This window comes from Ensifer sp. MJa1, from assembly GCF_037026475.1.
Classification (GTDB): Bacteria; Pseudomonadota; Alphaproteobacteria; order Rhizobiales; family Rhizobiaceae; genus Ensifer.
In genome coordinates, this window is the sequence record NZ_JAKUMO010000001.1 from 15,425 (window position 1) to 29,783 (window position 14,359).

Consider the following 14,359-nt stretch of genomic DNA (forward strand, 5'->3'; position numbering starts at 1 on the left):
TCCCGGCGCGCGATGTTGCGGGAGCGGTTGCCGGAGGAGGCGACCGGAGGAGAGGCAATGGCTCTGAAACTGGAAATCGGAAAGACGCTTGAAGACTTCTGCCGCCCGGACCGGATGGCACTCATTGTCTATGACATGCAGGTGGGCATCACCAACCAGGTCAAGAACGGCCCGGCGATCCTTTCTGAAGTGCTGAAGGTGCTGGAGGCGGCGCGAAAAGGCGGCTTCCCGGTGATCTTCCTCAGGCACCTGTCGATGCCGAAGCCGCTGATGGGCGCCTTCCAGATGCGCCAGGCGATGGCCTGGCAGCGTACCGACGATCCGGATGCGGTGCACCCCTGGTTCCTGCGCGGAACGCCGGGCTTCGAACTGGTGCCGGAGCTTGCACCACGCGCGGATGAGGCGATCCTCGACAAGATCACGTTTTCCGCCTTCGAGGGCACGCCGCTCGCGATGATCCTGCGCGATCTCGGGCTCACCTCCTTTGCCATCTGCGGCATCGCCACCGAGATCGGCATCGACCCGACGGTGCGGCATGCGACCGACCTCGGCCTCGTGCCCGTCGTCGTGCGCGATGCTTGCGGGGCAGGGCACCACGAGGCCGGCGAGCGCGCGATGGAAAATATCGTCTTCATGGGTGATGCGGTCATGACCGACGTTCACGCGATCACGGCAGCGATGGCCAGAGGCTGAGAGATCCCGCGCTGGTGGACGCGCAGGGCCCGGCGACCCGGCGCAACTGCACCGTGGGCCGGACGCGGTCGCTTGCGCGCCGTGCGCCCCTCTATCGCTCGCGGCGCTGGACCATCCGCCAGGTCTCGGTGTTGCCAAAGCCCTTGATATCGGCAAGTTCGCCTTCCTCGAAGGCGAACTTGCCCTCGAGTGCCGTCTTGACCTCGCGGGTCGTGACGATGCATCCGGCCTCACCGATCGCTTCGAGCCGCGCTGCAAGGTTCACGGGCGCGCCCCAGATGTCATAGGCATAGCGGGTGCGGCCGAGCACGCCGGCCGTCACCGCGCCTGAGGCCATGCCGATCCTGAGGCCAAGGGCGACGCCATGTGTTCTCCCGACATGATCGGCGATGTCGAAGGCGGTGAAACCGAAGGCGGCAGCGGCTTCGACGCCATTGGGATGGGCGCTCGGCACGCCTGCGGCCGCCAGGTAGGCATCGCCGATGGTCTTGATCTTCTCGACGCCGAAGCGGGCCGAGGCCGCATCAAGGGCCGAGAAGAATTCATCCAGCAGCGCTACCGTCCGCTCCGGGCCGATCTCGTTGGAGAGCCTCACGAACTGGATGATATCGATGAGCAGCACGGTCGCCATGTCGAATTTCTTCACGGTCGCGGCATGGTCGTCGCTGTGCAGCTTCTCGACGATTTCCGCCGGCATGATCGACAGCATGAGGTTGCTCAGCCGCATCTGGGCCTCGCGCGCCAGCGACAGGGCGTAGTGCATGGTGGCGAACATCAAAAGCGTGACGGTGAAGATGGTGGAGGTGGTGATCAGCAGCAGGAAGCTTTCGTCGTGATAGACGCCGGGCCGCGGGTCGGGAAAGACGGCAACGCCGACGACAATGATGATGGCGGAGAGGAGGCCGAGGCTGGCGACCAGCTTCCAGTGCTGAAGGCCCAGAATGGCGAAGGCAACGGGCGTGACGCCGAGCAGGTTGAACAGGGCGCCCGAATTCCCGCCGATCTGCACGCTGACGATCGAGAGCGCCACGGCGCAGATGGTAAATTCCCAAAGCGCCGAGGTAATCTTGCCGAACCGGTGCAAGAGCGGCGTCATCATCGCGGCTGCCGCCAAAAGGACATTGCAGACCACCAGAATCCGCAGGCTCGGCTGCTGGTGCAGCGCATAGATGACGGCGAAGGCGACCGAGGAAACGGCAATGACCGCTGCCGCCAGGTTTGCCACCAGTATTCCCTGGCGATCAGCCTCATTTGTCTGCGTCAGGCCCAGTTCCGCCAGCCAGCGTGTCGTGCTTGTCCAAGACATCTCATCGCCCGCCCTCGGTCGTTGAACATCCCAACGGTCATTTCAGAAGCGTGTAATATTCTCAATTTGTAGGGGAAAAGTCAGTCTCAAAGATGCGCTTTGCGCTTTTATCCGGGATGCTGCCGGCAAAGCCAAATCGGCCGCCATCGAGCAGGAGCCAACATGACCGACGCCCTTAACATTCGCCCGCTTGCCAGGACCGACTATGAGCAATGGCTGCCGCTCTGGGATGGTTACAACGCCTTTTACGGACGCTCGGGCGCAACCGCACTCGATCCCGCAATCACCGCCATGACCTGGTCGCGCTTCTTCGATGCCTACGAGCCTGTGCATGCGCTGGTGGCGGAAAGCGAGGGGCAGTTGATCGGGCTGACCCACTATCTCTTCCACCGCAGCACGACGATGATCCAGCCGAACTGCTACCTGCAGGACCTCTTCACCAATGCGCAAGCGCGCGGCAAGGGTGTCGGGCGGGCGCTGATCGCGGGCGTCTACGAGGCGGCACGCGCCGTCGGTGCACCGCGTGTCTACTGGATGACGCACGAGACCAACGAGACGGCGATGACGCTCTACGACAAGGTGGCGGAAAAGTCGGGGTTTCTGGTGTATCGGAAGGTGGTTTGAGCTGGATTGGCAAAATTCGTCAAGTCGCAAAAACGCCTAATTGTCGAACTGAGCCCAATCTACCGGACCGGTGAAATCGGCCAAATACTCTGGATCGAATGCGATTTCGACGTTTCCAGGAAGTAACGAGACATGCTTCATCACATGCGGGCCGCTGCTGTCCGATGGATCTCCGAGGCTAACAAAGAAGATTGTATCCTTAATAGTAACAGCGTGTTGCCAAAACCTGTTCCACAGCCACTGATGATCACTTCGTAGAGCGTTCAGATCAGCTCGAATGGAAGCTGGCGCGTCTGCGGGGACGGGAAAGGGACGGAAAGGTGAGAATTCATGAAGCACGCGGTGAGTAAGCTCATGGATTAGTTCGACTCTTTCCACGTCGTCGGCATTATGCGGCGCTACGTCTAAATGCCAGTCTGTTTTGCAGCCAGCGTCTTCGTTTGGCGTGAGACTGGCAAATTGCGGAAACACAAGTTTGTTCGTGCGCTTCAGATGTTTGAAGGTAGCGCCAACTTTGAAGCCCTGTCGCGGAATCGAAAAGTCCTTCTCTTCGATAGCAGCAGCCGCAATGCACAAGTACGAGATCATCTCGCAGACTTTTCGAAGCTGAAGAGCGGCGTTCTCGAGATGGATAAGTGAGGTCTCGCTCGCCCACAGCTGCCTACGGCAACTGATCAGCCGAATTTTCAGGAACCACGCACCAAGGACATATTTCTTGACGAGATCGTCCTGAGAGAACATTGCTCACGCCTTCTCGACAAACCCGTCCAACACGCGCTTCTGGCCGGCGCGGTCGAAGTCGATGGTGAGCTTGTTGCCTTCTATTGCCGCGATGTTGCCGTTGCCGAACTTCATGTGGAAGACGCGGTCGCCGACGGAAAAGCGCGAGGGTTCGGTGGCCGTCGATTTCGCCACCAGCTCGCCGTCGATGGTGCGGCCGCGCGGGCCGCTTTCGCCGTAGCCGATGCGCTCGACCGCGTGGCCGGAGCGGGTACCCCAGTTGTCGCGGGTGGCGTCGGAACGGTGCTGCTGGGCGCGCTTCCAGCCGGGAGTCGAATAGCTGTTCTGGAACGGATCGGCCTTGTCGAAGCGTGACTGGCCGTAGCCGCCACGACCATAGCCGCCATAGGACTGCTCGTTCTCGGCGACGTCGACATGGGCGAGCGGCAGCTCCTCGAGGAAGCGCGACGGCATGGTCGACTGCCAGAGGCCATGGATGCGGCGGTTGGAGACGAACCAGATGTGGCAGCGGTGCTTGGCGCGGGTGATGCCAACATAGGCAAGGCGGCGCTCTTCCTCGAGACCGGAGCGGCCGCCCTCGTCGAGCGCGCGCTGATGCGGGAAGAGGCCTTCCTCCCAGCCGGGCAGGAAAACGATGTCGAACTCCAGGCCCTTGGCCGAGTGCAGCGTCATGATCGAGACGGCGTCGAGGTTCTCGTTCTGCTCGGCGTCCATGACCAGGGCGACGTGCTCGAGGAAGCCGCGCAGGCTCTCGAAGGCTTCCATCGAGCGGATGAGTTCCTTGAGGTTTTCGAGCCGCCCGGGGGCTTCGGCCGACTTGTCGGACTTCCACATGTCGGTGTAGCCGCTTTCCTCAAGGATTTGCTCGGCAAGTTCGGTGTGAACGGTGGTTTCAAGCAGGGTCTGCCAGCGGCGGAAATCGGTGACGACGTCGAAGAGCGCCTTGCGCGCCTTCGGCTTCAGCTCGTCGGTCTCGATGATCTCGGAGGCTGCCGCCAGCATCGGAATGTCGCGGGCGCGGGCATAGTCGTGCAGCGTGCGCACGGTGGTGTCGCCGAGGCCGCGCTTCGGCGTGTTGATGATGCGCTCGAAAGCCAAGTCATCGGCCGGCTGGCAGACGAGGCGGAAATAGGCCATGGCATCGCGGATTTCGAGGCGCTCGTAGAAGCGCGGGCCGCCGATGACGCGGTAGTTGAGGCCAAGCGTGACGAAGCGGTCTTCGAACTCGCGCATCTGGAACGAGGCGCGCACCAGGATCGCCATGTCGTTCAGATTGTGCTTCTGGCGCTGGAGCTGCTCGATTTCCTCGCCGACGGCGCGGGCTTCCTCTTCGCTATCCCAGGCGGCATGCACCTGCACCTTTTCGTCATCCGGATCGGTGCGGTCGGTAAAGAGCGTCTTGCCGAGGCGGCCTTCGTTGTGGGCGATCAGATGGCCGGCAGCACCCAGGATATGTTCGGTCGAGCGATAGTTGCGCTCGAGCTTGATGACCTTGGCGCCCGGGAAATCCTTTTCGAAGCGCAGGATGTTGTCCACTTCCGCACCGCGCCAGCCATAGATCGACTGGTCGTCGTCGCCTACGCAGCAGATATTGATCTGCTGCTGTTTGTTTGCGCTCACGCTGTCGCCGCTGCGCGGCTCGCTCCGCGGGGGCGCGCCATCAGGCGCGGCGGCCGCTTGGCCTTGCCGGGCTGCGCCCGGATTGGTGGCGGCGGTTGATGGCCGGGAGCGCTGGGCCAGAAGCCGCAGCCACATGTACTGCGCCGTGTTGGTGTCCTGGTACTCGTCGACGAGGATGTAACGGAACTTGTCGTGATAGTCCTTCAGCACGTCAGCATGCATGCGGAAGATGCGGATCGGATGCAGCAGCAGGTCGCCGAAGTCGCAGGCGTTCAGCGTCAACAGCCGGTTCTGGTAGGCGGCGTAGAGTTCGCGGCCCTTGCCGTTGGCAAAGGCGCGGGCGTCGCCCTCGGGGATCTGGGCAGGGTCGAGGCCCTTGTTCTTCCAGCCGTCGATCATGCCGGCGAACTGCTTGGCCGGCCAGCGCTTGTCGTCGATGCCTTCGGCCTGGATGAGCTGCTTGATCAGCCTCACCACGTCGTCGGTGTCGAGAATGGTGAAATCGGAGCGCAGGCCCACAAGCTCGGCATGGCGGCGCAGAAGCTTGACGCCGATCGAGTGGAAGGTGCCGAGCCAGGGCATGCCCTCGACCGCATGGCCGACGAGCACGCCGATGCGCTCCTTCATCTCGCGCGCCGCCTTGTTGGTAAATGTCACCGCCAGGATCTGCGAGGGGAAGGCGCGGCCGGTGGAAAGGATATGGGCGATGCGGGTCGTCAGCACCCGGGTCTTGCCGGTGCCGGCACCGGCAAGAACGAGCACCGGGCCATCGAGGGTTTCGACCGCTTCCGACTGCTCCGGGTTGAGACCGGAGAGATAATCCGGGCGCGGCTGGGCGCGATCGCGCGCCGCCATCGCGCGTGCGGCGATGCCGCCGGCAGCAGGAACACCTCCGGGGGCGGGCTGCTGCTTGCGCGGCGCCGGCTCCTCGTCGAAGAAAGGAATGTCGTCGAAACCACTCATCATGCGGCTCAATGTAGTGATTCGGTCGCGAAAGGCCAGAAAGGATGTTCTTCTTTTATTCCGTTTTCTGCGCCGGACGCACCAAGCCTGTGGAAAGACAGGCGATTTCGAGACCGCTTATTCTTGGGGCTGTTTCGTTTGTCGCATGTCGTTATCGCAAAACCGCTGCACACTTTTGCGCGACATGCTTTCACCCGGCCGATTTATCGAAGACGGGGTCGACGGGCACCTGCAAGGCCGTTGCCAGCTGGTTGGTGCGGGCGGCAAGCGAGATCACCCGCATGAGATCCGCATGCTCGGCATCGCTCATGCCCTTGGCCTTTGCCGCTGCCGTATGGGAATGGGCGCAGTAGCCGCAGCCGTTGGTGACGGAGACGGCGATGTAGAGCATCTCCTTGACCAGCGGATCGAGCGCCGAGGGCGTTGCCATCACGGCTTTGACGTCCCGCCAGGTCTGCTCCAAAAGCTCCGGGTCGAAGGCGAGCCACAGCCACATATTGTTGATGAAATCGGACTTGCGGGTGGCACGGATGTCGTCGAACACGGCTTTCACGCGTGGATCGGATTCCGGGTTCTCAGGCGAAGTGACGGTGCTCATGGAGTTCCTGCAGGGTGTTGCCGGCGGCTCTGCGCCGCCGGATTGAAGAACATGGTTCAAACAAGCGCGAAGACGCGGGCCGGGCCGCCGGTGCCGCCACGATGCTTCGGGGCACCGAGCACGAGCGTTGCGCCCTTCATCGGCAGCTTGTCGAGATTGGCGGCCGCTTCCAGCCCCCAGCGGCCCTCCGGCAGCCAGGCATAATGGGTGGCGAAATCGGGCGAGGGGCCATAGTCGAGCGACAGCGTGTCGACGGCGATGCCGGCGGCCTTGCTCTCCTGAAGCAGATATTTCGCCGCTTCCACATGAAAGCCGGGGAAATGCAGCTTGCCGCCGCTATCGACGTTGCGGAACTTGTCCGTGCCCATATGCGCGCCCCAGCCCGAGAGCATGGCGACGCAGGCGTTTTCCGGAATCTCGCCATTGGCGGCGACCCAGGCCTTGATGTCATCGGGCGTCACCTGGGCATCGGCGTCGGCTGCTGCCTTCTTTCGGATATCGACGATGACGAGCGGAACGACGAGTTTTTCCACCGGCAGTTCGGCGACCGAGAGACCGTCGGCGGAAAAGTGCAGCGGCGCGTCGACATGGGTGCCGGTGTGTTCGTTCACCCTGAGCTCGAACATGTTGAACTTGTCCTTGGCGTAGTTGAATTTCTCCTCGCGGAAGAACTGCTGCTGGCCGAAGAAGGTCGGGAAGTCTTCATGCAGCTCGTGCGTCAGGTCGGTCACGCTCGAATGCCCTTGGGCGAGGGCCTGCGGCGCTGCACCGACGCTTGTCACGGCAAGACCAGCGGTCCCGACCGCGGCGGCTTTGAAGAAGCCGCGGCGCGACAGCATGCGCGCCTTGACCGTTTCCATCACACAGGCGTCGCACATCGCGTTTTCTCCTCCGCAAGGCGCCTGAAAACCAGGCCGAAACCGGCCGGACGTTGTAGCCGGTGGTTGCAAGATAGCGCAGTCCTCGCGGCTGTAAACGGTGATTGTCTAGTGAAATGCTATGGGAAGTGCGCACTGCCCGAAGTCTGTAGAAACACGTCATCATGCCGCCACCAAAATCGCTTTTATTACAATTGCGTAATGATGGCATTCGGTCATTGCCCCGGCGGGTGCGAACAGGGATACTCCGCGCAATCGGAACGAACCGCCGGCCGCGCCGCGCTGGGGCGTGTTTTATGCTTATTCGGAGACTTGAATGCGGGTTTGGAAACAGCTTGCGGTGAGCGCCGCTGTGCTTCTCGTGGGCGCAACCGTCTGGGTGCGGTTCGTGCCCGGCGCCGGTGAAACGCTTGCCGCCATCGGCGTTTCGCACCCGCTGATCGATGCCTTGTCCAAGCCGACTTCAGGCGGTGGGCAGGGCGGCGAGCGCGGCAATGGCCGCGGCCAGGGTGGCAACAACGCCATTCTCGTCATGGTGCGTCCATCAGGCACATCGGTCGTCAATGACCGGCTGAACGCGATTGGCAATGGCGAGGCGATTCATTCCGTCAGCGTCACGCCGACGGCGACCGGCAACCTCACCGAGATCCTGGTTCGCTCGGGCGACCGGGTGGCTGAGGGGCAGGTGATTGCCCGGCTCGACAGCGACGACCAGAAAATTGCCGCCGACCAGGCGCGGCTGACGCGCGACAGCGCCCGCGAAAAGGTCGAGCGCTACCGCAACTTGAGCACCGCGCGGGCGGTGACGGCCGTCGAGGTGCGGGATGCGGAGATCGCGATGCAGACGGCGGAGCTCGCCTTGAAGACCGCCGAGCTCGACCTCAAGCGCCGCGATATCGTGGCACCCTCCAAGGGCATCGTCGGCATCATCACCGTCAATGTCGGCGACTATGTCACCACCACGACGCCGATCGCCGTTGTCGACGACCGCTCGGAAATCCTCGTCGATTTCTGGGTGCCGGAGCGCTTCGCCAACAAGATCACCGTCGGCCAGCCGGTCACCGCCTTTGCCATTGCCCAGCCGGGCAACCAGCTCGAAGGCGTAATCCACGCGATCGACAACCGTCTCGACCAGGCAAGCCGGACGCTGCGCGTGCGTGCACGGCTCGAAAACCCCGAGGATACGCTCAGGGCCGGCATGTCCTTCTCTGTCACCATGGCGTTTGACGGCGACACCTATCCGACCGTCGATCCGCTGGCGATCCAGTGGAGCTCGGAAGGCTCCTATATCTGGCGCGTTTCCGGCGACAGAAGCGAGAAGGTGCCGGTCAAGATCATCCAGCGCAATCCCGACAAGGTGCTGGTCGATGCAGCACTTTCCGAAGGCGACGAAGTCGTCACCGAAGGCGTTCAGCGGCTGCGCGACGGCGGCGAGGTGCGCATCGCCGGGCGCGAGCGCAATCAGGAAGCGACGCAGAAGGTTGCGGAGGAAACCAAGTGAGCGGCGGCGACAGCCACGGTAGCGGCCACGGCAGCGGCGGCGAGAAGGCGTCCGCCCGTGAGCGCGGCAAGACCGGATTTACCGCACTCTTCATTCGCCGCCCGATCTTCGCGCTCGTCGTCAACACACTGATCGTCGTTGCCGGCCTTGCCGCCTGGAACGGCATCGAGATCCGCGAGCTGCCGCAGGTCGACCAGCCCGTCATTTCGGTCACCACCACGCTCGATGGTGCAGCGCCCGAGACGATGGACCGCGAGGTGACCTCGGTGGTCGAAGGGGCCGTTTCGCGCGTCCAGGGCATCCGCGACATCTCGTCGACCTCCTCCTTCGGCCGCAGCCGCGTGACGCTGCAGTTCTCCGACACCACCGATATCGGCCAGGCTTCCAACGACATCCGCGATGCGCTTGGCCGGGTGCGCAACCAGTTGCCCGACAATGTCGACGAGCCGAGCATCGTCAAGGCCGATGCCGACAGCCAGCCGATCATGCGGCTGGCGCTCACCTCCGACACCATGTCGATGGAAGACATGACGCTGCTCGTCGAAAACGAGATCAGCGACCGGCTGGCCGCCGTCGAAGGGGTTGCCGACGTTGCCGTCTATGGCGACCAGGAGAAGATCTTCCGCATCGATCTCGACCAGGCGAAGCTCGCCGGGCGCGGGGTGACGGTCGCCAATCTGCGCACCGCCCTTGCCAACGCCTCCTATGACGTTCCCGCCGGCTCGCTCACCAGCGCCAGCCAGGACATTTCCGTGCGCGCCACCGCCGACCTGCAGACACCGGAGCAGTTCGAGAACCTGATCCTCGTCAACAATGTGCGGCTGCGCGATATCGGCACGGTGACGCTCGGGCCGGATACTGGCACGACGGCGCTGCGCTCCAACGGTCGCCAGGGCATCGGCCTTGGCATCATCCGCCAGGCACAATCCAACACGGTCGATATTTCCGAAGGCGTGCGCAAGGTCGTCGACACGATCCAGACGCAGATCCTGCCTGAAGGCACGCAGCTTAGGATCACCAGCGACGATGCCGTCTTCATCAACGGTGCGATCCACGAGGTGGAGATCGCGCTGATCGTCGCGGTCTTCATCGTGACGCTGGTCATCTACATGTTCCTGCTCGACTGGCGGGCGACGCTGATCCCGACGATCACCATGCCGATCGCGCTGATCGGTACGGTGGCGGCGATCTATCTTGCCGGCTTCTCGATCAATATCCTGACGCTGCTTGCCATCGTGCTTGCGACAGGCCTCGTGGTCGACGACGCCATCGTGGTGCTCGAAAACATCGTGCGAAGGCGGGCCGAAGGTCTCGGCCCGCGGGCGGCAGCCGTGCACGGCACGCTCGAAGTGTTCTTCGCGGTGCTGGCGACAACGGCCACGCTTGCCGCCGTGTTCGTGCCGCTGTCGTTCCTGCCGGGGCAGACGGGCGGCCTCTTCCGCGAGTTCGGTTTCGTGCTCGCCTTCTCGATCCTGCTTTCGTCCTTCGTGTCGCTGACGCTCTGCCCGATGCTTGCCTCGCGCATGTTGACAAAAGAGACGCATTCCGTGCCGGGGCCGATGGCGCGGCTGGGGGCGCGGGCGGCCGGCTTCTATCGGGTGACGCTACGCGCCTGCCTGAATTCGCCACTGATCGTCTTCGTCGTTGCCGGCTTCTTCACCGCCATGGGGGCTGCCGGCTTCCTGACGCTGAAATCGGAGCTGACGCCGAGCGAGGACCGCTCGGCTGTGATGATGCGCATCAACGCGCCGCAGGGTGTGTCGCTCGACTATGCCCAGGCGCAGATGCGTCGCATCGAGGACGGCCTGCAGCCCTTCGTCAAATCCGGCGAGATCGACAATATCTTCTCGATCTCGGGGCAGGGCGGCTCGGCCAATAGCGGCTTCATGGTGCTGACCTTGGCGCCCTGGGACAAGCGCGAGCGCAGCCAGCAGGAGATCGTTGCCGACATCAACAGGGTGACGCAGCGCATCCCGTCGGTGCGTGTCTTTGCGATCCAGCCGAACAGCTTGGGTATTCGCGGCGCCGGCAGCGGCCTGCAGGTGGCGCTGGTCGGCAACGACTACAACAAGCTCGGCGATGCAGCCGCCAAGCTGGTGCGCCAGATGGAGGATAGCGGCCGATTCGAGAACGTCCGCCTCAACTACGAGGCCAACCAGGCGCAGCTTTCGATCACCATCGACCGCGAGCGCGCCTCCGACATGGGCGTCGATATCGGCGGCCTTGCCTGGGCGCTGCAGGCGATGCTCGACGGCAACAGCGTCGTCGACGTCTATGTTGACGGCGAGTCCTACCCGGTGAAGCTCCTGTCCTCGACCAACCCGGTCAACGACCCGACCGACCTGCAGAACATCTTCCTCAAGGCCGGCGATGGCAAGATGGTGCCGATGTCGACGATCGCGAGCGTCGAGGAGCGGGCCGTGGCGCCGCAGCTTTCGCGGGAATCGCAGCTTCGCGCCGTGTCGCTTTCGGCCGGCCTCAAGTCCGACCTGGCTCTTGGCGAGGCGCTGACGATGGTCGAGCAGATGGCCGAGCCGCTCTTGCCGCCGGGATCGCGCATCATGCCGCTCGCCGAAGCCGCGACGCTCAACGAAAACGCCAATGGCCTGTTCGTGACCTTCGGCTTTGCGCTTGTGATCATCTTCCTGGTGCTGGCCGCCCAGTTCGAAAGCTTCGTCAGCGGCCTCATCATCATGTCGACGGTGCCGCTGGGGCTTGCCTGCGCGGTGTTTGCGATGATCATGACCGGCAACACGCTCAACATCTACAGCCAGATCGGGCTCGTGATGCTCGTCGGCATCATGGCCAAGAACGGCATCCTGATCGTCGAATTCGCCAACCAGCTGCGCGATCGTGGCCAGGACGTGCGCACGGCAATCGAGAACGCTGCGAACATCCGGCTGAGGCCGGTGATGATGACGATGATCGCCACCATCGTCGGCGCGGTGCCGCTGGTGCTGGCAAGCGGTGCCGGTGCCGAAGCGCGCATCGCGCTCGGCTGGGTGCTCGTCGGCGGCCTGGGGCTGGCGGTGATCGTCACGCTCTACCTGACGCCGGTCGCCTATCTCGTCATTGCCCGCTTTACGAAGCCGCATGCCGACGAGGAGCGCAAGCTGCACGAGGAAATGGAAGCGGCCGAGGCGGCACTGGAGGTGCGCTGATCCCGCGCAGACCGTCAGCGGTCCGCTACAGTTCAAGCCAGGCGGCAACGAGAAAGATCGCTGCCGCCAGCCCGCCGAGCGCGCTGCGCCCGGCGTGAAGCCTGCCCCAGAGCCTCAGCAGTTCGCGGCTTTCGTCGCCGGCGTCGTCCGGTCGCGTTGCCTCCAACTGGCGGTTGACCGGCATGATGAAAAGCAGCGTGTAGGGCCAGTTCATGATGATGATGGCCGCGCCCAGGCCCCAGAGCACGTGCCCGGTCTCACCCCAGGCGGCATCGCCGAGCAGCCCCGAGACCACCGCCAGCGTCGCCTGCATCTCGAAGCCGCGGCGGTAGGACGGAACCCACTGTAGAAGTGCGGCGCGATGATCGAGGTGAAGCCTTGCCGGCTGTTCGGCCCAGGTGATGTAGATCGCGGCGCCGAAAAAGACCGACGCGGTGAGCAAAGCGAGAAGGCCTAACATTCGCCACTCCTTCCTTTCATGCCGCCATGATAATCCAACTCCGGAAAAGCGGCAGGTGCATTCTGCCGCCGCGCCCTCATACGTGGCATCGGCAAATGGCGGGGAACCGGCCCGTAGGGCGTCACGCCACCGGTCGAAACGGCATGAAGCGCGCTCTTGTGACACTCCGGTCTCACGTCAGGCGTTTTCCTGCGCTACCTTTTTCTGAAGAAGTGCGCGAGCGTCTGGACAAAGTGATTCCGATTTGCACAGTAGCGCCTTGAAATGACTGTGCTTCCCGGGCGCTTGCCCTGTGGGAGCGCAGATGCGAGAGGAAGGGCGTTTGCCGTGGCGTTGAAGGCAATCAGGACTGGCGCGAGAAACGAGGCAGGCATAACGGCCGCGAAGGCGGAGCTTTCCGCCCGCTTTGGTGACCGGTTCCAGACCGGCGAGGCGATCCGTGCCCAGCATGCCCACACCACCACCTATATTCCGGCGCAGCTGCCCGACGGCGTGGTGTTTGCCGAAAGCTCCGATGATGTGCGCGAGATCGTTCAGATCGCGGCGCGCAACAAGGTGCCGCTGATCCCGTTCGGCACCGGCTCGTCGCTCGAAGGCCATGTCAACGCGCCCCATGGCGGCATCTCGGTCGATCTTTCCCGCATGAACAGGGTGCTCGAGGTCAATGCCGAGGATCTCGACTGCCGGGTGGAGCCGGGCATTACCCGCGAAGAGCTCAACACCTATCTGCGCGACACCGGCCTGTTCTTCCCGATCGATCCTGGCGCCAATGCCTCGATCGGCGGCATGGCCTCGACCCGGGCGTCGGGCACCAATGCGGTGCGCTACGGCACGATGAAGGACAATGTGCTTGGCCTGACCGTGGTGACGGCCGATGGCCGCGAGATCCGCACCGCGCACCGGGCGCGCAAGTCGTCTGCCGGCTACGATCTCACCCGGCTTTTCGTCGGTGCCGAAGGCACGCTTGGCATCATCACCTCGATCACGCTTAGGCTTCAGGGCATTCCCGAGGTGATCTCGGGCGGCGTCTGCCCGTTCCCGACGATTGCCGATGCCTGCAATGCGGTGATCCTCACCATCCAGTCGGGCATTCCCGTTGCGCGTATCGAGCTGCTCGATGCGGTGCAGATCAGGGCCTGCAACGCCTATTCCGGCCTTTCCTACGAAGAGACGCCGACGCTCTTCGTCGAATTCCACGGCAGTGCCGAGACCGTCGAGCTGCAGTCGCGCCACTTCGGCGAAATCGCGGCCGAGTTCGGATCGAGCGGTTTCCAGTGGACGACCAACCCGGAAGAGCGGGCGCGGCTGTGGAAGGCGCGGCACAATGCCTACTGGGCGCAAAAGAGCCTGATCCCCGGCGCGGCCATTCTGTCGACCGACGTCTGCGTGCCGATCTCGCGGCTGGCCGATTGCGTGACAGCGACGCAGGAAGACAGCGCCGCGCATGGATTGACGGCGCCAATCGTCGGCCATGCCGGTGACGGCAACTTCCATGTCGGCCTGCTGTTCGACGACAAGGATCCCGCCGACGTCGCGCGCGCCGAGGCCTTCGTCGAGCGGCTGAACGCCCGGGCATTGGCCATGGACGGAACCTGCACCGGCGAACACGGCATCGGCCAGGGCAAGATGCCGTTCCTTGAGGCCGAGCTTGGCGATGCGCTCGACCTGATGCGCCAGATCAAACGCGGGGTTGATCCGGACAACATTTTCAATCCCGGCAAGATTTTCTCCTGAGATCGGGCAGGAGAAGGGACGCCGGGCGCGTTGCATTTTTTGGGGCAATGCGCCGGCGCCAAAGTGTGGTAGTGCATAGT

11 protein-coding genes are annotated in these 14,359 nt (G+C 63.5%); 5 read left to right on the forward strand and 6 right to left on the reverse strand.

Features of this window, described 5'->3' with window-relative positions:
- Window positions 1-57 precede the first annotated feature (57 nt).
- Window positions 58-693 carry a cysteine hydrolase family protein gene (locus tag MKZ91_RS00080; protein WP_336166766.1) on the forward strand — a complete coding sequence of 212 codons (636 nt, stop codon included), beginning with the start codon at window positions 58-60 and terminating at the stop codon, window positions 691-693.
- Window positions 694-784: 91 nt separating this feature from the next.
- Here MKZ91_RS00080 and MKZ91_RS00085 read toward each other — a convergent pair whose 3' ends face one another.
- Window positions 785-1,999 carry an adenylate/guanylate cyclase domain-containing protein gene (locus MKZ91_RS00085; RefSeq protein WP_336166768.1) on the reverse strand — a complete coding sequence of 405 codons (1,215 nt, stop codon included), beginning with the start codon at window positions 1,997-1,999 and terminating at the stop codon, window positions 785-787.
- Window positions 2,000-2,161: 162 nt separating this feature from the next.
- Here MKZ91_RS00085 and MKZ91_RS00090 point away from each other — a divergent pair, with 162 nt between their 5' ends.
- Complete coding sequence (locus MKZ91_RS00090; RefSeq protein ID WP_336166770.1) at window positions 2,162-2,623, forward strand: GNAT family N-acetyltransferase; 462 nt, start codon at window positions 2,162-2,164, stop codon at window positions 2,621-2,623.
- Between the two features lie 36 nt (window positions 2,624-2,659).
- Here MKZ91_RS00090 and MKZ91_RS00095 read toward each other — a convergent pair whose 3' ends face one another.
- The 4 genes from MKZ91_RS00095 to MKZ91_RS00110 form a co-directional block, all read right to left on the reverse strand.
- Window positions 2,660-3,364, reverse strand: coding sequence for a hypothetical protein (locus tag MKZ91_RS00095; RefSeq protein ID WP_336166772.1), 705 nt, complete (start codon window positions 3,362-3,364; stop codon window positions 2,660-2,662).
- A gap of 3 nt (window positions 3,365-3,367) precedes the next feature.
- Window positions 3,368-5,950: an ATP-dependent helicase gene (locus MKZ91_RS00100; protein WP_336167732.1), complete on the reverse strand. Its 2,583-nt coding sequence runs from the start codon at window positions 5,948-5,950 to the stop codon at window positions 3,368-3,370.
- A gap of 187 nt (window positions 5,951-6,137) precedes the next feature.
- Entirely contained in the window at window positions 6,138-6,545 is a 408-nt protein-coding gene (locus tag MKZ91_RS00105) for a carboxymuconolactone decarboxylase family protein (protein WP_336166774.1), read from the reverse strand.
- Between the two features lie 56 nt (window positions 6,546-6,601).
- The gene (locus MKZ91_RS00110; RefSeq protein WP_336166776.1) at window positions 6,602-7,423 is read right to left on the reverse strand and encodes a cyclase family protein; all 822 of its coding nucleotides are present in this window, start codon (window positions 7,421-7,423) and stop codon (window positions 6,602-6,604) included.
- A gap of 316 nt (window positions 7,424-7,739) precedes the next feature.
- On the opposite strand from MKZ91_RS00110, the gene MKZ91_RS00115 reads away from it, so the two are divergent.
- Both MKZ91_RS00115 and MKZ91_RS00120 read left to right on the forward strand, forming a co-directional pair.
- Window positions 7,740-8,924 carry an efflux RND transporter periplasmic adaptor subunit gene (locus MKZ91_RS00115; RefSeq protein WP_336166777.1) on the forward strand — a complete coding sequence of 395 codons (1,185 nt, stop codon included), beginning with the start codon at window positions 7,740-7,742 and terminating at the stop codon, window positions 8,922-8,924.
- Window positions 8,921-12,085, forward strand: a complete 3,165-nt coding sequence (locus tag MKZ91_RS00120; RefSeq protein WP_442892162.1) for an efflux RND transporter permease subunit — start codon at window positions 8,921-8,923, stop codon at window positions 12,083-12,085. The genes MKZ91_RS00115 and MKZ91_RS00120 overlap by 4 nt, the downstream gene beginning before the upstream one ends.
- 25 nt (window positions 12,086-12,110) lie before the next feature.
- Here the strand turns inward: MKZ91_RS00120 and MKZ91_RS00125 are convergent, their stop codons facing one another.
- Window positions 12,111-12,545, reverse strand: a complete 435-nt coding sequence (locus tag MKZ91_RS00125) for a DUF1772 domain-containing protein (protein WP_336166778.1) — start codon at window positions 12,543-12,545, stop codon at window positions 12,111-12,113.
- Between the two features lie 327 nt (window positions 12,546-12,872).
- Here MKZ91_RS00125 and MKZ91_RS00130 point away from each other — a divergent pair, with 327 nt between their 5' ends.
- Entirely contained in the window at window positions 12,873-14,279 is a 1,407-nt protein-coding gene (locus MKZ91_RS00130; protein WP_336166780.1) for an FAD-binding oxidoreductase, read from the forward strand.
- The last annotated feature ends 80 nt before the right edge of the window (window positions 14,280-14,359 follow it).

Excerpts from the sequence above, each read along its gene's own strand:
- MKZ91_RS00080 (WP_336166766.1), top strand. The coding sequence starts at position 58 with ATGGCTCTGAAACTGGAAATCGGAAAGACGCTTGAAGACTTCTGCCGC.
- MKZ91_RS00085 (WP_336166768.1), bottom strand. The coding sequence starts at position 1,999 with ATGTCTTGGACAAGCACGACACGCTGGCTGGCGGAACTGGGCCTGACG.
- MKZ91_RS00090 (WP_336166770.1), top strand. The coding sequence starts at position 2,162 with ATGACCGACGCCCTTAACATTCGCCCGCTTGCCAGGACCGACTATGAG.
- MKZ91_RS00095 (WP_336166772.1), bottom strand. The coding sequence starts at position 3,364 with ATGTTCTCTCAGGACGATCTCGTCAAGAAATATGTCCTTGGTGCGTGG.
- MKZ91_RS00100 (WP_336167732.1), bottom strand. The coding sequence starts at position 5,950 with ATGATGAGTGGTTTCGACGACATTCCTTTCTTCGACGAGGAGCCGGCG.
- MKZ91_RS00105 (WP_336166774.1), bottom strand. The coding sequence starts at position 6,545 with ATGAGCACCGTCACTTCGCCTGAGAACCCGGAATCCGATCCACGCGTG.
- MKZ91_RS00110 (WP_336166776.1), bottom strand. The coding sequence starts at position 7,423 with ATGTGCGACGCCTGTGTGATGGAAACGGTCAAGGCGCGCATGCTGTCG.
- MKZ91_RS00115 (WP_336166777.1), top strand. The coding sequence starts at position 7,740 with ATGCGGGTTTGGAAACAGCTTGCGGTGAGCGCCGCTGTGCTTCTCGTG.
- MKZ91_RS00125 (WP_336166778.1), bottom strand. The coding sequence starts at position 12,545 with ATGTTAGGCCTTCTCGCTTTGCTCACCGCGTCGGTCTTTTTCGGCGCC.